The sequence below is a fragment of the Solibacillus sp. FSL W7-1472 genome (genome assembly GCF_037969775.1).
Taxonomy (GTDB): domain Bacteria; phylum Bacillota; class Bacilli; order Bacillales_A; family Planococcaceae; genus Solibacillus; species Solibacillus silvestris.
The window spans coordinates 740597-761237 of sequence record NZ_CP150208.1 but is presented as its reverse complement, the minus strand read 5'-3'; the positions used below and the strand labels follow the sequence as shown (position 1 = coordinate 761237).

Below are 20641 nucleotides of genomic sequence, written 5' to 3'. Positions count from 1 at the left end.
GTTAAAAGACAAGACTGAAGCATTTTTATTTATGTTTTCGTAATTTTCCAATCTCACGCAAATCTCTTTCCACACGCTTATTTAAAATGTGTTCGATCAATTTGCCGATTCCCCAAATAATTAAAATAATCACAGCTGAAATAATAAGTTTTCCAGGAGAGGTTAAAATATCACGTAGATCACTGCCTAAATAGCTAATCAAGAAGATCAAGATCGGTTTTGATATAAGGAGAGTCAAAAAATAATATTTCTTTTTTATATTGGATAATCCCGCGACCGTATTGACAACGACAACAGGTGTAAATGGCAGGCACAGCAGCACAAACAATGGTGTAAATCCTCTAATGTCCACCCAGTTAATCAGTTTTTTCACTTGTTTCTGCTCTTTAATCCGACGGAAAAGACGATACTTCCCAAACATGCGAATCATGAGAAAGAACATGTAGGAGCCTGCGACCGTTCCAAGCCATGACAGTAAAAACCCCCAAAATAACCCGTAAGCTGCAGCATTGGCGATGATGATTACAAACAGCGGCAATACAGGAATAAATGATTCCAGGAACGTTAAAAAAATGCCGAAAAACGGACCTAACAGTTTATATTTTTCTACAATTGTTTCAATATTATCGATTGTCATCCAATCTAACATAACAGCTCACCCCTACCAAAAACGATAAAAATTCCTGAAGCTACACAATGTTGTCTAGTACAATTTAATCTTAACATAATTTCTTTATACCCGTTTTCACCAAAAAAAAGAACCTCGTCTTAACGAGATTCTTTTGAAATTAACTAACAACTAATAATCCAATTTTATGGTTATCATCTCGATGGACAACATGCTGGGCTAGACGCAATTCACCTGAATGATCAAGCACTTCCAAGCGACAATGGGCAGCATTAATCTGCAATGCTTTGTACAAATCTTCTTCTGTAAAAACATCTTGTCCATTTACACGTTTAATAATTTCACCTGCAGCAAGTCCCATTTTCTCAGCAGGAGAATCTGGTAAAATGCCGGCAATCATCACACCTTTATCACTGCGTACAACAGCATAACTGTTGCGGTCCTCTGAGCGGCTATAATGAATACCGATAATTGTACGGGAAATTGCACCTAGTGCTAATGCAGCTGCACCTAGTATCGGCAGGAAATAAGCCGCTAGTCCGACAACCAGCACAAATTGTCCTATCATAATAATCGAGCGTCCCATTTGAGGATACACATTCATCGGCAGCTTTTGGCGCACCATCTGCTGGAATCCGATAATAAACGGGAAAACAATGATCGAAAACTGTTCTGCTCCGATTGTAAATTGTGGCCAATAAGGCGCAAAGTTTTGAATGCCTTCACCTGGAATAATCGTAAAGACAGGTAAAATCCAAAGCTGCTTACTGAAATAGCCTATCCCATTTAATCCACGCTTTGTTTTCTCCACAATCGGTGAAGCAAAACGGGCACCATACCGGCGAATTAAAATTCCCTCCGCCATGAGTAAGAGCCCCGTCATCATTGGAATTGTCATAACAAGATCATTTGTAACATTTCTGCCTGCCAATTCGAGTGTTCCGATTGTATATGACCAATCTTGCCATTGCATCCAAACGATTCCACAAAAAGCAACCGCCATCACAATCGCTGGCGATAATAATTGATACATATAAATGAGTAAACCTACGAAACTTACAATAAAAACAATTGTCAATAATTCGAGTGATACTGTTAAGCCTATTACAAGACTAAATAAGGAAATAATAACGGACAGCATAAAACCCATCGCAAGCATATTTTTCAGCTCGGACCAGCCACCTAGTATCCGTCGGTTAAAATACCTTCGTTCGCGCTTCACTCGGCGATATCCTAAATAAACTGCGGAAATGATGGCGACATAAAACAAAGGATTTATAAAAAATCGGCCAATCCCTTTTAAAATTTCAATCAAAATTGTTCCATCCATATTCTCACCTACCGTACGAATAATTGTACCAAATCCTTTGCGTAATGCGTAGTCCCATTTGTACCGGAAATAAAATAAAGGCTTGTCGGGAAAATTGAAAATCTACGGGTGAGTTAAATAAATTGGATATTCTTCAGATCGTTTTTATGTTTATCATATAAAAAAGCCCGTTTCACTATGAAACGAGCCCTCAATATGTTTTACACTGTCCATCACTCAAACTGATGCATAATATAACTGATCGCCATCTGCAGTTGCATGTCATTTACTTTTGACTGTTTGAATGTTTGCAGTTCTTCTGTTAATTCATGGAAAAATACTTCATCCATATAGCTTCCTTCTGCAATATCATGCTTTTTTCTGAAGCTTTCCACTTCCTGTGCCGTATCCTTATCAAAGAATCCATCTGTCCGGCTGATGCTGTAGCCGAGTTCACTTAAAATGCGCTGGCTGTAGGCAACTTCTTCACTGTATTCTCCCTCTTCAAAGCGGCCTTTCAGTATTTTTGTTTCTACACTATAAAGCGGATGCTGTGTCACTTCGACATCTGGTTCAATCCCTACATCATGGATCCACTTTTTCGAAGGAGTAAGCCATTTATTCGTCGACAATTTTACTTCTCCGCCGTTTTGAAGATCCCATGTTTGTTGGACCGTTCCTTTACCGAAGCTCGTCACCCCAATAATGACCGAACGTTTCCAGTCTTGCAGGGCACCGGCAAACACTTCACTGGCTGATGCGCTTCCTTCATTTTGGATAAGTGTTAGAGGTGTGTCACGCAGCCAATTTACATAAGGCTGGAACTGTTCCACTTCCTTTGTTTTCAGTGGCTCTGTTACACCGTCATGATTTTGCATATACGCAAAGATTTTTTCTTTTTGCTCGAACATGCTCATCATTTGGGCAACACTATGTAAATAGCCACCTGGATTGTCCCGCACATCAATGATTAACCCTTCTACTTCCTCCTTCATCACTCCATCAAGAGCCTCTTTCCATTCTTCTGCTGTTTTTTCACCAAATAGATTGATTGTTATATAGCCGAGTTTTCTTCCTTCTACTTCGAGAACTTCAGCTTCCACCGTATCATTTTTCAAACGTTCTCTTTTCACGACCAACTTTAAATGCTGGTCCAGTTCCGGTCGATAAATGACAAGTTCCACCGCTTCCCCTTCTTTACCATACATCAGCTTACGAACTTCCCCCATAGATTTTCCGTCAAGTCTTACTTCATTAATTTGTATAAGCTCATCCAATGGTCGAATGCCCGCTTTTTCTGCAGGTGAAGCTTTAATAGGGGCTACTACGATAATCTTGCCATTCGCATCTGCCAATTCAACACCGATACCGATTCGTTCACTTGCGAGCGTCTGTTTATGTAATGCTGCTTCTTGCTCCGAATAATAAGTACTATAAGGGTCATTTATTGCATTTGCCATCCCTCGCAGTGCACCCTCCACCAATTTTTCAGAGTTGACATCATAAACTGATTCGCTCGTGATTAACTGATGCAGTTCATTGACTACCGCAAAACTCGCCTGTTCCTCCTGTGGCTGCGCCTTGATTTTCATTACACCATAAACAATTATTCCGATACACACCATCGCAACTACTAATAAAAAAATCCGACTTTTCCGCACGAGTTCTCCTCCGTTCCATAAAATTTATGAAGCGAATGAAAGTTTCATACTTATAAAGTCGAATTTAAACGTCCTAAAGTGAAGATATTTTAAGGTTCCTGATCCAAATCGTCTCAATTCCTGCACTTAATCTAGTTGAATGACATTTTCCCGCAATGCATCCAAATCGAGTGGACCAATTATTTGCTTTTGTATTTTCCCTGAAGTATCAATCATGTATGTTGTTGGCATCGTCATAATTTCATATTGATAGGCAACAGCTTCAGTTTGTTCCAGTACGATTGGGAAGGTGATGTCATAACTTTTTAGAAACTGCTCTACACGCTCCAGCTTTTCGTTTGCGTACGTCATATTGACACCGACAATTTCCACATTGTCTTCTTCACGGTATTTTTCGTAGTATTTTTGCATATGCGGCATTTCCGCTTCACATGGCGGACACCAGGTTGCCCAGAAATTCAGTACGACACGCTTCCCTCTCAGCTCCGAAAGTGTCAACGGCTCGCCCTGTAAATTATATAATGTAAAATCCGGTGCAAACTGACCTTTTTCGAGGCCGACTTCTTCATCCAGTTCAACTTCTTTCCCTAATGCATGCTCGTTGATTGCAGTACTTTGATCGATTTCAGCTTTTATGTAAGTGCCAAGCATCGTGATGACAAGCACTAAAATAATACCGACTCCAACATTTTTCTTCATCAACTTCACCCCACATTTCTTCCTATTAGTACATTATCATAACTTTTAGATAATTATTCAAACGAAAAAGACAAAACTTTAATAATTAAAGTTTTGCCTTTTATATAACTTACAGTGAAATATAGTTTAATGGGTTGACCGCGTTTGAACGACTGCCGTTCCATTCACCGACATGGATCTCAAAGTGTACATGAGGTCCTGTTGAGTTACCTGAATTCCCAAGTCTTGCAATTTGCTGACCTTTTGAAACAGATGCGCCAACACTCGTATTAAATCCGCTTAAATGGGCATACGTTGTCGTGAATAATTGTCCTTCAATCGAGTGAGTAACCATTACAACATTCCCGTAACCATTCATCGAACCAACATAGGAAACAACACCATCCGCTGCTGCAACAACCGGTGTTCCGATTGAGTTGGCAATGTCAATTCCTAAGTGATTTTTACTTCCGATTGGTCCAATATCACGCCCACCGAACCCTGATGTAAAACGGCCCGCTGCAGGTCTTGTCCAATGTCCTGAAGAAACAACCGGCAAGTTTCCGGAACTTACAGTACTATTGCTACTGCTACTGTTTTGTTGTTTCTTTTTAGCAGCCGCAGCTTCCAATGCCTTTTGACGGGCAACTTCCGCTAATCGGCGCTGTTCTTTAAGAAACTTCTCTTCCAGTTCTTTACTTAATTCTACCTTATCATCGTACTCTGCTTTTAGTTCTGTTTTCTCAGATCGTAGTTTCGCTTCTTCTTTTTCTAGCTCTGCTACTAACTGTTTCTTTTCTTTCTTTTGTTGATTTAACGAAGCCATCAAACTTTTCAATTTCGCTTTATTCGCTTCAAGCTCTTCTTTCGTCTTCACAAGCTCCAGCTTTTGAACTTCAAGTTTTTCCTGGTCTTCCTTTTGCTCACGCATAATTTGACGGTCAGCGTCCATAAGTGTGCTTACAGCAGAAAAACGATCGATAAAGTCTACGAAACTATTTGCTCCAAGCAGGACGTCAAGGTAACTAACTGTACCTGATGACTGAATCGCCCGTGCACGCTCACGCAATAGTTCATTACGTTGCTCAATCTTCTCTTTTAATTCTGCGATTTCATCTTCTAAAATAGAAATCTCTTCGTTTGCAATTTCAATATCCAATTCGACAACGGCAATACTATGATTCGTTTCATTAATTTTTGCACCCAGTTGCTCCAGCTGCGAAATAATTTTTTGCTGTCTGTTTTGATTTGTTTGAATCTCGTTTGTTTTTTGTTCGAGTGATTTATTAATTGATTTCTTTTCTGCTTCGAGTTGACTGCGCTCTTTTTTCAGTTCACTTAATGATGCTGCGGATGCTGCCGGTATTTGAACAAATAGTACTAGCGCAAGTATTGCTGCAATTGTTTTAAATGAACGCGTCGTTAGCTTCTTCAAAAACTTTTCCCCCTAAATGCATGGGTAATAGTGGCTCTTTTTGTCTCTCTAAGATGTAAAAAACGAGCCACTTCCCAATATTTTCGTCATTGTCAATGTTGCCTTGGCAATGTGTGACAGTCGCTGAAAGAAGTTATACTTTTAAAAACTTACGAACTGACATGAAACTTCCCCATATACCGATGAACATCCCGATGAAGATGATTAATCCGTTCACCTGGTACATAAGTGGTGTTACTTCTAACATTTGGAACAATTCCCCTTTTAATCGAGGTGCCAATAAATCATAAATATTGTAATAAGCAATTGTAACGGCTGCGACTGGAATAATAGATCCAATCAAACCAAGCCACATTCCTTCCAATACAAATGGAATGCGGACGAAAGAATTTGTAGCCCCTACAAGCTTCATAATTTCAATTTCATCTTTACGTGCAATAATCGTAATGCGAATTGTATTAGAGATTAAGAACATCGCTGTAAACAGCAGTCCTAAAATTAATACGAGTCCAACATTACGAGCGATTTCTAAGAAGTTAAATAGTTTTTCTACTTTACCCTCGCCATATTTTACTTCAAAAGTATTGTCTAAGCTATCAATCTGCTTGGCGACATCAGCTGTTTTCAAAGGATCGACAGCCTTGACGTACAGCACATTATATAACGGGTTGTTCTGTTCGAATAAACTTAATTCATCACCAAAATCTTTGATTAACTTACTTAATTCTTGTTCTTTAGAAGAATATGTAACTTCCTCGACATCCGGCATATTATGAATCTCGTCAAGAAGCTGCTCTTCTGCCAATTTTGCTTCTTCCGCTTCCGGAATAATATCAATCATGACACGAATTTCAACATCGTTTTCCAAATCGGAAGCGACTTTGTTTAAATTCATCATAATCGCAGCAAATACACCGACCAATAATAATGTAACCGTTACAGCACTGATGGAAGCCAGTGTCATCCAGCTGTTACGGCCTAATGATTTAAAACTTTCACGGAAATGACGGGCAATTGTTCTAGTTTTCATAGCCGTAGTCACCTCCGTACTCATCACGGACGATCATTCCGCCTTCAATTGCAATAACTCTTTTACGCACAGTATTTACGATTTCACGGTTATGTGTTGCCATCAAAATCGTCGTACCTTGGCGATTAATTTCCTCAAAAATATTCATAATTTCCCACGATGTTTCCGGGTCTAAATTTCCTGTAGGCTCGTCCGCAATCATCACTTTCGGACGGTTTACAATCGAGCGGGCAATTGCTACACGCTGCTGTTCTCCACCTGACAGCTCATTCGGCAGCATTCGCACTTTATGCTTTAAGCCCACCAGTTCAAGTACTTCCATTACCCGCTTACGGATGACGCTTGGCTGTTCTTCAATTACTTCCATCGCGAACGCTACATTTTCATACACTGTTAAGCGCGGCAATAATTTAAAGTCCTGGAAGACGACACCAAGATGACGGCGTAAATGAGGTACGCGATTATTTTTTAGCGTTCTCAAATTAATGCCATTAATGATGACATCGCCGGAAGTCGGTTTTTCTTCACGGTACATCAACTTAATAAATGTCGATTTACCTGCTCCACTCGGGCCAACAATATACACAAATTCACCTTTTTTTATATGAACCGTAATCCCGTTTGCGGCGACGACCCCGTTAGGATACTTCTTCACTACATTATTCATTTCAATCATTCACGAAACCACCTAAGCTCAATATCTAGAATTTTAAATTTTAGTCTTACCCATTATAGCATTTTCAGGCTCAAATTTTATTACATTTTCTTTTCAATGTAAGCCCCGTCTCGTTTTCAGGCTCCCGGAGCGCCATGACAACATTACAAAATTTCATTTGTTCATAAAATTTCATAGAATTACACTTATTTTTTGGTTTTCGTAATATAAATGTTAAAGTATGAAATGTTCTTAATATAATAAAATACTCTACACTATTTTTAATTATTCGACGATTTTACTGAAAACCCTTCTCAGCATTTGGATTATTATGGTATTTTTAGGGGGATTTTTAAAAAAATTCTTTTTCCATGTAGGAATGCGGCAATTTGTGACTTTTTATTGGAGATTTGACGGAAAACAAAAAGTTCGAATAGGAAAAGCACCCAAATTCTTTGCGAGAAAATGGATGCTTGATTTTATAAGGAATTTATTTCTTTGAAGAATTAGTCACTCGAGCTTCACGGAATCCGGAAAGCTGTAGCTGAAATCCTACGCCTATTGCAGCGTATAGCGTACCAACACTGTACCTGTGCGAGATTCTCCTACTAATTTCAAGAGTTTCGCGCCTTCCAGTTCTTTAGTGAAACGTACCGATTTTGACAGGAATTGCTCTTCTTCTTCTGTAAGCAATACATCACTTAAACCGATATCTGCTTTTCCGAAGTTCGAGTAAACCTGACCGTCCAGCGCCACTGTTTTCGGCACATAAATTTCTACTGAACCCGCCAGAGCACGGGCCTTGATTTTATGCGCTTCCGCACTCGTTGTTGTGATGACAACATGTCCATTCATCGATTCAGCTTCTACTTCATTTAATTCGCCATCAACGTAGATACGTCCATTCGCTGTGCCGATTTCCAAATCTTCACCTTTAATATGACGGGCTTCTACTGCACCGTTGCTCGTTTGCAGTTCCGCATGATCAAATGTTGCATTTTCCAGACGGATTACCCCGTTATGTGTACGCGCTTTAACTAACTTTGCGTCAACCTGTTCGATTGAAACGCTACCTGTTAATAGTTTTGCGATTATTACGTCATAATGCTTCTCTGGAATAGCTACTTGTACTTTCACTTGTGCAAATTTATTTGTAGATTGGATAAATAATTTGTCATTTGTCAGCTTCGACATATTTTCCGTTGCCTGTGCAATCGTTTCTTCTTCTGTACCTCTCAACGGCGTTTTCCCTGTCACATTTACAGTAACTAATTCATCCGCAGCGCGTACGATATCGATTTTACCATTGGCGATTTCCAGCTCTACCCCTTTAACATCAGCTGCAGGGTAAGCATACGTTTTAGTAAACTCAACTTTTTCTCCAAACGGTGTATCAATATCAAGTTCTTTAAACTTGGATAATGCTGCACCGACCAATCCTGTCATGCGTGTGCTGAATTGTGATAAATCCTGTTTGATATCGCCCATGAACTCGTCCATCTTTTTATTGAATTCTTTATCGTTAAATGACTTGCCGAAAATATCTTCAAATCCTGTTGTTTTACGTTTTTCTTTTTGCTCTTCAAAAACCGGTTCTGCCTTATGCGGCTCTTCCCCAAACTTTTCTTCAAAAAGCGGTTGCTCGACTGGTGCTGCTTGTGATGGAGTGGATTCCTTTTCCGACGACAATTTTTCCAGTAATACAATTGCCTCTTCTGCCGTAATTGTACCGCTTTCAACTAATTTTAAAATGCGTTTACGTTCTTCTTGCATAAAAAAATTCCTCCCTCTGCTTCGTATATAGTTATTATACGAGGAGGGAGGACGAAAAGTTTCGTTTGCGCTCTTAGTTTTTCAATCTATTTATTTTGCGCTTCTTTAATTCTTGATTCCATACGTTCACGGTCACGTTCCAAAATTGGTTTTAAGTAGCGTCCTGTATAACTTTCCTTCACTTCGGCTATTTTTTCCGGTGTACCTGTCGCTAAGATTGTACCGCCACCTTCGCCACCTTCAGGACCTAGATCAATAATATGGTCGGCTGTTTTGATAACATCGAGATTATGCTCAATCACAAGCACGGTCTCACCGTTTTCGACTAAGCGCTGCAGGACAATCAGCAAACGGGAAATATCATCAGCATGCAAACCAGTTGTTGGTTCATCCAAAATATAAAAAGACTTACCGGTTGAACGACGGTGCAATTCCGACGCCAATTTCACACGCTGTGCTTCACCGCCAGATAATGTAGTTGCAGGCTGACCAAGCTTCACATATCCAAGACCCACATCGACAATCGTTTGCAGTTTACGCTGAATTTTCGGCAAGTTCCCGAAAAACTCCAATGCATCTTCTACCGTCATTTCCAAAATATCGGAAATATTTTTATCTTTATATTTTACTTCAAGTGTTTCGCGGTTATAACGCTTCCCGTGACAAACTTCACACGGCACATAAACATCCGGTAAGAAGTGCATTTCGATTTTAATAATGCCATCTCCGCGGCAAGCTTCACAACGTCCGCCTTTTACGTTGAACGAAAATCGCCCTTTTTTATAGCCGCGCACTTTCGCCTCATTCGTCATAGCAAATACATCGCGAATATCATCAAATACGCCAATATACGTTGCAGGGTTAGAACGTGGTGTACGTCCGATTGGCGATTGGTCCACATCAATTACTTTTTCAAGTTGTTCTAAACCTTCTATTGTTTTATGCTTGCCCGGTTTTACTTTTGCCCGGTTCAGTTTTGATGCGAGCGATTTATATAAAATCTCATTCACTAATGTCGATTTACCAGAACCGGACACACCTGTAACGGCGATGAACTGACCTAGCGGGATATCGACACTGACATTTTTCAAGTTATTTTCAGAAGCGCCTTTAATCTTTATTTTCCGGCCATCTGATTTACGGCGCTCAAGAGGCAGTGGGATAAATTTCTTCCCGCTCAAATATTGGCCGGTAATCGACTCTTTGTTTTTCATAACTTGCTTCGGTGTCCCTTGTGCAATGACTTGACCGCCATGTACACCGGCACCGGGTCCGATATCGATTAAATGGTCCGCTGCCATCATCGTGTCCTCATCATGCTCGACGATAATTAATGTATTGCCGAGGTCGCGCATATTTACAAGTGTATTAATTAAACGGTCATTATCACGCTGGTGCAGACCGATTGACGGCTCGTCCAAAATGTAAAGTACACCTGTTAAACGAGAGCCGATTTGAGTGGCCAGTCGAATACGCTGTGCTTCCCCGCCGGATAATGTTCCAGCAGATCGTGCAAGTGTTAAGTAATTTAATCCGACATCCAATAAGAACTTCAGTCGTTCAATCACCTCACGAATAATTAAATTCGCAATCTGGCGTTCTTTTTCTGTTAATTCTACTGAACTAAAGAACTCATACATTTCCTGAATGGAGTGGCGTGTCGCTTCTGAAATGTTCTGGTCTTTAATTTTCACTGCGAGTGTTTCCTTTTTCAGACGGTGCCCTTTACAAGTCGCACAAGGCTGTTCGGTCATGTACTTTTGCATCGACTCACGTACATAATCTGAAGAGGAATCTTTAAAGCGTCTTTCGATATTTGCGATGACGCCTTCAAATTCGATATTTTTCTTATGCACACTGCCATAATCATTTGTATATTCAAATAGAATTTTCTCTTTTCCAGAACCGTATAAAATTTTATCCATTTTCTCCTTAGGAATATCTTTTACCGGTACATCCATTGGAATGTTGTAATGTTTGCATACGGATGCCAACAGCTGCGGGTAATAGTTGGACGAGACGGATTCCCATGGTGCTATCGCATTTTCAAGCAACGTTAAATCCCAATTGTGAATGACTAAGTCGATATCAGCCTTTGCTTTACTTCCAAGCCCATCACATGTAGGGCAAGCTCCGAACGGACTGTTGAACGAAAACATGCGCGGCTCAAGTTCACCAATCGAAAATCCGCATATTGGACATGCATGATGCTCACTGAATAACAGCTCCTCATGATCGATCACATCGACTAGAACACGTCCATCCGCAATTCTGAGCGCTGCTTCTAGGGAATCGCTTAAACGCGTTTCATTGCCCTCTTTTACGACAACACGGTCCACGACTACTTCAATTGTATGTTTTTTGTTTTTATCCAACTCAATATTATCATCGAGATCACGCAGTTCCCCATTTATACGGATACGCACAAAGCCTTGTTTTTTCAAGTCTTCAAGCAGCTTCACGTGCGTTCCTTTTTTGCCTTCAATAACAGGGGCAAGCAGCTGCATTTTCGTGCGCTCCGGATATTCCATCAGGCGGTCAACCATTTGTTCAACTGTCTGCGATGTTATTTCAATCCCATGTGTCGGGCAATACGGTTTTCCGATACGCGCAAAAAGCAGGCGCAAGTAATCGTAAATTTCTGTTACTGTCCCGACTGTTGAGCGCGGGTTACGGCTCGTTGTCTTCTGGTCAATCGAAATCGCTGGTGACAGTCCTTCAATTGTATCGACATCCGGCTTGTCCATTTGTCCTAAAAATTGTCGTGCATATGCAGACAATGATTCAACATAACGACGCTGCCCTTCTGCATAAATCGTATCGAATGCCAGTGAAGATTTACCGGAACCTGAAAGCCCTGTCACAACGACAATTTTATCGCGTGGAATTGTGACATCAATATTTTTTAAATTATGCGCTCGTGCACCTTGTACGACAATTTCTGTATTTTTCACATTGTTCACCCTTCTGCTTTCAATTCAAATATCATGTCACGTAGTTCAGCCGCGCGTTCAAAGTCCAGCGCTTTTGCGGCTTCTTTCATTTCAATTTGCAATGTCGCAACAAGCTTCTCCAGCTCTTTTTTCGTCAGCTTTTTACCGCCTGTCACTTTTGTAATATATGTTTCTTCCTGTTCCGCAGCTTGTGTGGCGCGGATAATATCAGGAATCTTTTTAATGATTGTTTTCGGTGTAATACCATGTTCTTCATTGTAAGCCATTTGAGTTTCACGACGGCGCTTTGTTTCACTGATCGCCTTTGTCATTGAATCCGTCATATTATTGGCATACATAATGACATGACCGTTCGAGTTACGCGCAGCACGTCCGATAGTTTGAATAAGCGAACGTTCCGAACGGAGGAATCCTTCCTTGTCCGCATCCAAAATTGCGACAAGAGATACTTCGGGAATATCAAGACCTTCCCTTAATAAGTTAATGCCGATCAGCACATCATATGTCCCTTTACGAAGTTCCCGGATAATTTCGATCCGTTCCAGCGTTTTGATTTCAGAGTGCAAGTATTCGACTTTCAAGCCCATTTCTTTTAAATAGCTCGACAAATCTTCGGACATTTTCTTCGTCAATGTCGTAACGAGTGTCCGTTCATTACGACGGATTCGCTCATGAATTTCATCGATCAGATCATCAATTTGCCCTTCAATCGGACGGATATCAATCGTCGGATCAAGCAGCCCTGTCGGACGAATAATCTGTTCCACCATTTCCGGTGTATGCTCTAATTCATAAGGTCCTGGTGTTGCCGATACATAAATGGCCTGGCTTACTTTCGATTGAAACTCGTCAAACATTAGCGGACGGTTATCGAGTGCGGACGGCAGACGGAAGCCATGCTCGACCAATACTCCTTTACGAGCCTGGTCTCCATTATACATACCACGTACTTGCGGTAATGTAACATGGCTTTCATCAACGACAAGCAAAAAGTCTTCCGGGAAGTAATCAAGTAATGTATACGGCGTCGCCCCTGCTTCACGCAATGTTAAATGGCGCGAATAGTTTTCGATACCTGAGCAGAAGCCCATTTCCTTCATCATTTCCAGATCGTAATTTGTCCGTTGCTCCAGGCGCTGCGCTTCCAGTAAACGGTCTTCCGAACGCAATGTTGTAAGACGCTCCTCCAGCTCTTTTTCGATATTTTCTATGGCAATTTTCATTTTCTCTTCACGGGTAACGAAGTGGGATGCAGGGAAAATAGCTACATGCTGACGGTCCCCTAAAATTTCGCCCGTCAGTGCATCCACTTCACGAATCCGGTCAACTTCATCTCCGAAAAACTCGATTCGGATACAGTGTTCATCGCGTGAAGCCGGAAAAATTTCGACAACATCCCCGCGCACTCGGAACGTACCGCGTGTAAAGTTAATATCATTACGTTCATATTGAATGTCGACTAGTTTCCGCAATAGCTGATTGCGCTCGATTTCCATCCCTGTACGAATTGAAACGACCATTTCACGATATTCTTCCGGATTACCGAGACCGTAAATACACGATACGGATGCGATAACAATGACATCTTTCCGTTCAAACAAAGCAGTCGTTGCCGAGTGGCGCAATTTATCGATTTCTTCATTAATACTTGAATCCTTTTCAATGTACGTATCGGTTTGCGGTACATACGCTTCCGGCTGGAAATAGTCATAGTAGCTGACGAAATATTCAACTGCATTATCCGGGAAAAATTCTTTAAACTCACTATATAATTGGCCGGCCAGTGTTTTATTGTGTGCCATCACAAGCGTCGGCTTATTCACTTCTTTAATTACATTGGAAATCGTAAATGTTTTACCCGTACCTGTCGCCCCAAGCAATGTCTGGTGACGCTTGCCTTCTTTAACTCCCTGTATGAGCTGTTTAATCGCTTCCGGCTGATCCCCGGCAGGCTGATAGGCGGACTTTATTGTAAAAGTTTCTGTCATATTTAGATTGTCCTTTCTGTCACTTATGGTATCTTCTATTTTAACATACCCGTTTTTAATTTACGATAAAATTGCGAACGTACATTCGAATTTAGTGTGGCGTTAGCGTTTTAGATGCGCGTTGTTGGTTTTATTAGAACTTTTGTGGTGGATATTAGAAAAGTACGGTGACTTATTTGAAGATTCGAGCCGGTTATTTGAAAATCCCGAGCACTTATTAGAAGAATTATCCTTTTTATTGGAAAATAACCAATTTATTAGAACTATTTTTATTTTATTAGAGTCTTTCCATCATATATTAGAAAACAACCTGAGCCCGGATTTTGCCCATAAAAAAAACCACCTGGAATAGGGTGGCTTTTACGAAACAGTTTCCAATAACTCTTTTAACTCTGTAGTATAGCTGTAAAATGCTTGTTCGTTCTTTTGATCTAACGATGTATCGATAAGTAACTTTAATTGTTCAATACGTTGCATCCGCTGCAACCGACTAATAAATAAATCTAAATAAATTTCATTCAATAGCTTCTCTGCATGATGTTCAGTGGACTGCTGACTAACCGCTTTTAAAAAGTCTGTATACGAATAATATTTATCCATCGATATCACCTCGACCTCTTTTAACCATTATAAGTTAAAAATCATACAATTTGCAATATATTCTGAAAAATTATCATATGACAGAATTTTCTAAATATAATGTTGATTTTTAGCACTTTATGCAGTAGTTTAGATGTATAGTGAAAATTTAAGCGATTAAAAAAGTAGGAAAGATAGGGGATGCAAAATGATCAGTAATTTAACACGAAATTCCAATTACATTATTTCTAATTCCACCTTTTGTTTGAAGTCCTATCAGCATCGAGATAAAATTCACACTACTATATTGGACAAGTACGGCAAATCTACCTCTCCGTATAAGCCTCTAAAAATTATTCGCGATACATGTCGTCTGCATGGAAGTTCCTATGATGCTAGCAAATATCAGGCGAGGGGATTTTTCGGAGAGAATAAACATAAATTGCCGATCATGGTGGCCTATGATTTCGGGGACCCGTGCATTTTGTTCCCGCTGTTTTCGCCGTATTCACCTCAAAATATTTGGATATCCTTGAATCCTATTATTAATATTAGTGAAGACGGGGATAAAACGCTCGTAACTTTTGTAGATAATACTGAAATTAGTCTGGACATCAATATGAAATCATTCAACCAGCAATATGTGCGCGCTGCGATGTACTATAAATATCTGCTTTTACAGCGCAATAGTATCTTATAAGAGCATCAGTTTTTTTTAAAATATTCAGCAAGAAGTAACTCACTTTGATTACGAAGGCGAATATTCGAATATCTTCTACACTCCATGACTCCCCCAAAGTAAAAATGATACTCGGTAAACAAATCATCCGTTTTGCCTCTCACTAAGCGCATCTGATGAAGTTTAAAATAGTCCTTCGTTTCTTTTAAGTCATGCTCTATTTTGATACGTACAGCATCGATTAATTGCAAATAGGGATTTTTAAATTTGAACGGACTTTGCTCCACTATTGAGTAATCCTTCCCAAGAATAATTAACAGCAACGGCAAATAAATCCCTGCCTCATAATACGGAATCGTTTTAGAAGGAATTTGCAGCATACGAATACCTCCAATTAATAAGAACGTTTGTTCGTATATGTATTTTCACATATTTTTTTATATTTGACAAGTGGAAAATAAACACCTAGCTTAAATTTCACTAAAAAAAACCGTGCCTTAGTTTATTTACTAAGGCACGGTTTTCATTTTCTTCGACATGGAAGGTATTAATATGAAATTTTTGATCGTAAATAGGCTGTAATGAAAATATCCAGATCGCCGTCCATTACAGCGCCTACATTCCCTGTTTCGGCGCTTGTACGGTGATCTTTTACCATTGAATACGGATGGAATACATATGAACGAATTTGCGAGCCCCAGCCGATTTCTTTCTGCTCACCGCGAATTTCATCCAGCTGTGCCTGCTGCTTTTCGATTTCCAGCTGATACAGCTTCGATTTCAGCATTTTCATTGCCGCATCACGGTTTTTAATTTGTGAACGTTCTGACTGACATTGTACAACGACACCTGTTGGAAGATGGGTAATACGTACAGCTGAGTCTGTCGTGTTAATATGCTGGCCACCGGCACCCGTTGCGCGGTACGTATCGACTTTTAAATCTTCAGTTCGTATATCGATTTCAATTTCATCATTGAACTCTGGCATAACATCACATGATACGAACGATGTATGACGGCGGCCTGAAGAATCGAACGGTGAAATACGTACTAGACGGTGAACGCCTTTTTCCGCTTTCAAATAGCCGTACGCATTATGGCCCGAAATTTGCAGTGTAACCGATTTAATGCCGGCTTCATCACCAGGTAAATAGTCGATTGTCGTTACTTTAAAGCCTCGCTTCTCTGCCCAGCGTGTGTACATACGTAATAGCATCGAGCCCCAGTCCTGTGACTCTGTACCACCTGCACCTGGATGCAGTTCCAGAATGGCATTGTTTTTGTCGTATGGTTCTGACAACAGCATTTGCAGTTCGAACTCTTCCATTTTTGTCTGGAATTCGGCTAGTTCTTTGCCTAGTTCTTCCTGCAATTCTTCGTCTGGTTCTTCGCGTAACAGTTCAAGCGTCATTTCGAGATTTTCCTGTGTATCGACTAATTCTTTGTATTCGTTGACAACTGCTTTAATGCCGTTGCTTTCGTTAATAATTGCCTGTGCCCCGTTCTGGTCATTCCAGAACTCGGGTTCAAGCATAAGTTCATCTAGTTCCTGGATTCGTGCCTCTTTGTTTTCTAAGTCAAAGAGACCCCCTGAAGTCCGCTAGTTTTGTAGCTGTATTTTCGAGTGCATTGCGCACATCTGCTAATTCCATCATATATTTTCCTCCGTAGTTGGGTGATAAAGTAAAGACTTGTGTATCCCGTTGATTTCCGTTCCGGGCGAATGCTTTCCGCGGGCACGGCTCGAGCCTGTAGTCTCGAGCTTCGTGCTGTTCCCGCAGGAGTCCTCGCCCTCCACTCCAATCAACTAGTGACATCTAAGAATAAATTAAATTCGTTGATAAATATCTAACATCAAATTTTATAATAAAAACAAACCGGGTCATTGAGCATAGTTTCAATGACCTCGGTTTTTATTGCTTTTATTGGCCTACGCCGTGGCATGATTTGTATTTCTTGCCGCTTCCGCATGGGCATGGGTCGTTGCGTCCGATGTTTTCGGCTTTGCGTGTTGGTAGTTTCTTCGGTTTTGCTGCACCTTCTTCTTTCGGGTTAACAGCTTGGCCTTTTGCTACTTCTTCACGTTGCAGGTTACTGCGGATTTCTGCTTTTAATGCGTACTTCGCCACATCTTCACGTACTGCTGCGACCATGTCTTCGAACATTGCGAAACCTTCTTGCTGGTATTCGCGTAATGGATCGTTTTGACCGTAAGCTCGTAAGTGAATCCCTTGTCGTAACTGGTCCATTGCATCGATATGATCAATCCATTTCGAGTCGATTGAACGAAGTAAAATAACCTTTTCAAATTCACGCATACGCTCTGGTGTCATCGCTTCTTCTTTTTCATTATAGCGCGCTGTCACTTTTTCAGAGATGAACGCAATCATTTCTTCAGGTGATTTATTTTCCAGTTGCTCTTTCGTAATATCGCCCTCATCTAAAAGGTTTGCCGCGATATAATCTTCCAGTGCATCCAGTGTCCAGTTTTCCTTCTCGCCTTGTGTATGAAGGGCCACTTGATTTTCGATTGCCTGAGAAATCATTGACTCTACTAATGCACGCATATTTTCCGAATCCAATACTTCTTCACGCTCTTTATAAATCACTTCACGTTGCTGACGAAGTACATCGTCGTATTGTAATAGACGTTTACGTGCATCGAAGTTATTCCCTTCCACACGTTTTTGTGCTGATTCTACGGCTTTTGAAACCATGCCTGATTGGATCGGCTGTGTATCGTCCATACCAAGTCTTATCATCATCGACTTCATCTTATCTGAACCGAAGCGACGCATTAACTCATCCTCTAAAGAAAGATAGAATTGCGTTACCCCCGGGTTCCCTTGACGACCTGAACGACCACGAAGCTGATTATCAATACGGCGTGATTCATGACGTTCCGTACCGATTACCGCTAAACCGCCGATTTCAAGTACACCTTCACCCGGTTTAATGTCCGTACCACGACCAGCCATGTTCGTCGCGATTGTAACCGCACCTTTTTGACCGGCATTTAAAATAATTTCCGCTTCACGCTCATGGTTTTTCGCATTTAACACGTTATGCGGAATTTTAAATTTCGTTAAATATTTTGAAATAATTTCCGATGTTTCGATTGCAACCGTACCAACCAGTACCGGTTGACCTAAACGGTGACGCTCTGCAATATCTTCTGCAACCGCTTTGAACTTGCCTTCCATTGTTGCGAAAATAAGGTCAGGACGGTCATCACGCGCAATCGGTTTGTTCGTCGGAATCGCTACAACTTGCATATTGTAAATGTTGCGGAATTCCTCTTCTTCTGTTTTCGCTGTACCTGTCATACCAGACAGTTTCTCGTACATACGGAAATAGTTTTGGAATGTAACGGTCGCCATTGTCATCGATTCGTTTTGAATCTCAAGACCTTCTTTCGCTTCTATCGCCTGGTGTAAACCATCCGAATAGCGACGACCTTTCATTAGACGACCAGTAAAGCCGTCAACGATTACAACTTCACCATCCTGCACAACATAGTCGACATCTTTATGCATGGATGCATGTGCTTTTAAGCTTTGGTTGATCGCATGGTTTAAGCGGACATGTGTTAAATCGAATAAGTTGTCGATGCCAAATGCACGCTCTGCCTTCTCGATCCCTTGCTCTGTCAGCGTTACACCTTTTGTTGATTCTTCATAGTTGTAGTCTTCATCCTGCTTTAACATACGGGCAAATGCATTTGACTGTACATAAAGCTGTGCTGATTTCCCTGCTTGTCCGGAAATGATTAACGGTGTACGCGCCTCATCGATTAAAATCGAGTCAACCTCATCGATTACCGCATAATAAAGCGGACGCTGTACACGGTCTTCTTTGTAAAGCACCATGTTGTCACGTAAATAGTCGAAACCAAGCTCATTGTTCGTCGAATATGTAATATCCGCAGCATAAGCTTCTCGCTTCTCATCTTTTGACAGGCTGTTCAGGTTCAGACCGACCGTTAAGCCTAACCAATTATATAACTCTCCCATTTCAGTTGCGTCACGGCTTGCTAAATATTCGTTGACCGTCACGACATGAACACCCTTACCAGTAAGCGCATTTAAATAAACGGACATTGTCGACGTTAACGTTTTACCTTCACCAGTTTTCATCTCCGCGATATTTCCTTCATTTAATGCAGCCGCCCCCATAATCTGAACGCGGAACGGGAACATACCAAGAACGCGGCGGGATGCTTCACGAATTGTCGCAAATGCTTCAGGCAATAAAGAGTCCACTGTTTCACCATTTTGGAAACGGTTTTTAAATTCTTCTGTTTTCGCTTTTAAAGCATCATCAGAAAGGCTTTCAAACTGTCCAGCCAATGCTTCTACTTTATCTGCAATCTTTTCTAAACGCTTTACTTCTTTTTTATTGAAATCAAATAATTTATTTAATATGTTTGCCATCGAATTGGTCACTTCCCAATAAATAGTCTCAAAGTATATTTTAGCATTATATATACCGGTGGCGCAAATGGACTGTTGCAATGTGGAAAATTTAGGAACGCTTCAAGAAAAAACGGACTGCCCGTTTCAGGCAATCCGCTTGTAGCCAATCATTTAGTTTGTTTCGATTAAACCGTATTTACCGTCTTTACGTTTGTAAACGATGTTCGTGCCATCTGTTTCAGCATCTGTGAAAATGTAGAAATCATGGCCAAGCATGTTCATTTGTAAAACGGCCTCTTCCTGATCCATCGGTTTCAGATCAAATTGCTTCGTACGAACGATTGTATATTCATCTTCTGAAGATTCTGCGTTCGCTTCCATTTGGGATGTCACATTGGCGAAGTAAACACCAGTACCTTCGCGATCACGGAATTTACGGTTAACTTTTGTTTTATGTTTACGAATTTGGCGCTCTAGCTTGTCGACAATTAAGTCAACTGCCGCATACATGTCATTATGACGCTCTTCTGCACGCAATGTTAAATTTTTCATCGGAATCGTCACTTCTACTTTTGTTTGTTTATCATTATAAACCTTTAAATTGACGTTAGCGTTCGCGTTCAGATCTTCATTGAAATAGCGTTCTACCTTTTCAATTTTGTTCTCCACGTAATCACGAATCGCTGGAGTTACCTCAATATTTTCACCACGAATGTTAAACTTTAGCATGTGAACTCCTCCTTCATTACTGCTCTACTTATCTAATTCTACATACATCAATAAAATCCTGTTACGACTTGAAACTTTTTTCAAATTTCGACAAGTTGTCCTAAATATTGATTAGAAAGACACCGCAT

The 20641-nt window shown here is 40.6% G+C and carries 16 protein-coding genes; 1 reads left to right on the top strand and 15 read right to left on the bottom strand.

Annotated elements, in window-relative coordinates:
* Positions 1-25: 25 nt before the first annotated feature.
* The 11 genes from MKY07_RS03610 to MKY07_RS03560 form a co-directional block, all read right to left on the bottom strand.
* Entirely contained in the window at positions 26-649 is a 624-nt protein-coding gene (locus MKY07_RS03610) for a TVP38/TMEM64 family protein (RefSeq protein ID WP_014824625.1), read from the bottom strand.
* Positions 650-788: 139 nt separating this feature from the next.
* Positions 789-1958 (bottom strand): PDZ domain-containing protein, encoded by a 1170-nt coding sequence (locus MKY07_RS03605; protein WP_008403591.1) that lies wholly within the window; start codon positions 1956-1958, stop codon positions 789-791.
* A gap of 212 nt (positions 1959-2170) precedes the next feature.
* Positions 2171-3598 (bottom strand): S41 family peptidase, encoded by a 1428-nt coding sequence (locus MKY07_RS03600; protein WP_008403592.1) that lies wholly within the window; start codon positions 3596-3598, stop codon positions 2171-2173.
* Positions 3599-3724: 126 nt separating this feature from the next.
* Positions 3725-4297: a TlpA disulfide reductase family protein gene (locus tag MKY07_RS03595; protein WP_014824627.1), complete on the bottom strand. Its 573-nt coding sequence runs from the start codon at positions 4295-4297 to the stop codon at positions 3725-3727.
* 109 nt (positions 4298-4406) lie between these two features.
* On the bottom strand, positions 4407-5711 hold the full coding sequence (locus MKY07_RS03590) for a M23 family metallopeptidase (RefSeq protein ID WP_008403594.1): 1305 nt from the start codon (positions 5709-5711) through the stop codon (positions 4407-4409).
* Between the two features lie 133 nt (positions 5712-5844).
* On the bottom strand, positions 5845-6741 hold the full coding sequence (gene ftsX / locus MKY07_RS03585) for a permease-like cell division protein FtsX (protein WP_014824629.1): 897 nt from the start codon (positions 6739-6741) through the stop codon (positions 5845-5847).
* Positions 6731-7417, bottom strand: coding sequence for a cell division ATP-binding protein FtsE (gene ftsE, locus MKY07_RS03580; protein WP_008403596.1), 687 nt, complete (start codon positions 7415-7417; stop codon positions 6731-6733). The genes ftsX and ftsE overlap by 11 nt, the downstream gene beginning before the upstream one ends.
* A 537-nt stretch (positions 7418-7954) precedes the next feature.
* The gene (locus MKY07_RS03575; protein ID WP_065216525.1) at positions 7955-9169 is read right to left on the bottom strand and encodes a DUF4097 family beta strand repeat-containing protein; all 1215 of its coding nucleotides are present in this window, start codon (positions 9167-9169) and stop codon (positions 7955-7957) included.
* Between the two features lie 86 nt (positions 9170-9255).
* A complete protein-coding gene (gene uvrA / locus MKY07_RS03570; protein WP_014824630.1) occupies positions 9256-12123 on the bottom strand; it encodes an excinuclease ABC subunit UvrA in 2868 nt (955 codons plus the stop codon).
* Positions 12124-12128: 5 nt separating this feature from the next.
* Positions 12129-14111: an excinuclease ABC subunit UvrB gene (gene uvrB, locus MKY07_RS03565; RefSeq protein ID WP_339263854.1), complete on the bottom strand. Its 1983-nt coding sequence runs from the start codon at positions 14109-14111 to the stop codon at positions 12129-12131.
* Between the two features lie 360 nt (positions 14112-14471).
* Positions 14472-14711 (bottom strand): IDEAL domain-containing protein, encoded by a 240-nt coding sequence (locus MKY07_RS03560; RefSeq protein WP_008407312.1) that lies wholly within the window; start codon positions 14709-14711, stop codon positions 14472-14474.
* A gap of 187 nt (positions 14712-14898) precedes the next feature.
* Between MKY07_RS03560 and MKY07_RS03555 the strand changes: the two genes are divergently transcribed.
* Complete coding sequence (locus MKY07_RS03555; protein WP_008407314.1) at positions 14899-15390, top strand: competence protein ComK; 492 nt, start codon at positions 14899-14901, stop codon at positions 15388-15390.
* Between the two features lie 5 nt (positions 15391-15395).
* Here MKY07_RS03555 and MKY07_RS03550 read toward each other — a convergent pair whose 3' ends face one another.
* From MKY07_RS03550 to raiA, 4 genes are all read right to left on the bottom strand, one after another.
* Positions 15396-15749 (bottom strand): hypothetical protein, encoded by a 354-nt coding sequence (locus tag MKY07_RS03550; RefSeq protein WP_008407316.1) that lies wholly within the window; start codon positions 15747-15749, stop codon positions 15396-15398.
* 167 nt (positions 15750-15916) lie between these two features.
* Positions 15917-17021 (bottom strand): peptide chain release factor 2 gene (gene prfB, locus MKY07_RS03545; RefSeq protein ID WP_156732626.1). Its coding sequence is split into 2 segments (ribosomal slippage): positions 15917-16948 and positions 16950-17021, totalling 1104 coding nucleotides; the frame shifts between segments, so codons are not numbered across the junction.
* A gap of 270 nt (positions 17022-17291) precedes the next feature.
* Entirely contained in the window at positions 17292-19802 is a 2511-nt protein-coding gene (gene secA, locus MKY07_RS03540) for a preprotein translocase subunit SecA (protein WP_339263852.1), read from the bottom strand.
* A gap of 153 nt (positions 19803-19955) precedes the next feature.
* A complete protein-coding gene (gene raiA / locus MKY07_RS03535) occupies positions 19956-20513 on the bottom strand; it encodes a ribosome-associated translation inhibitor RaiA (protein WP_008407321.1) in 558 nt (185 codons plus the stop codon).
* Positions 20514-20641 lie beyond the last annotated feature (128 nt).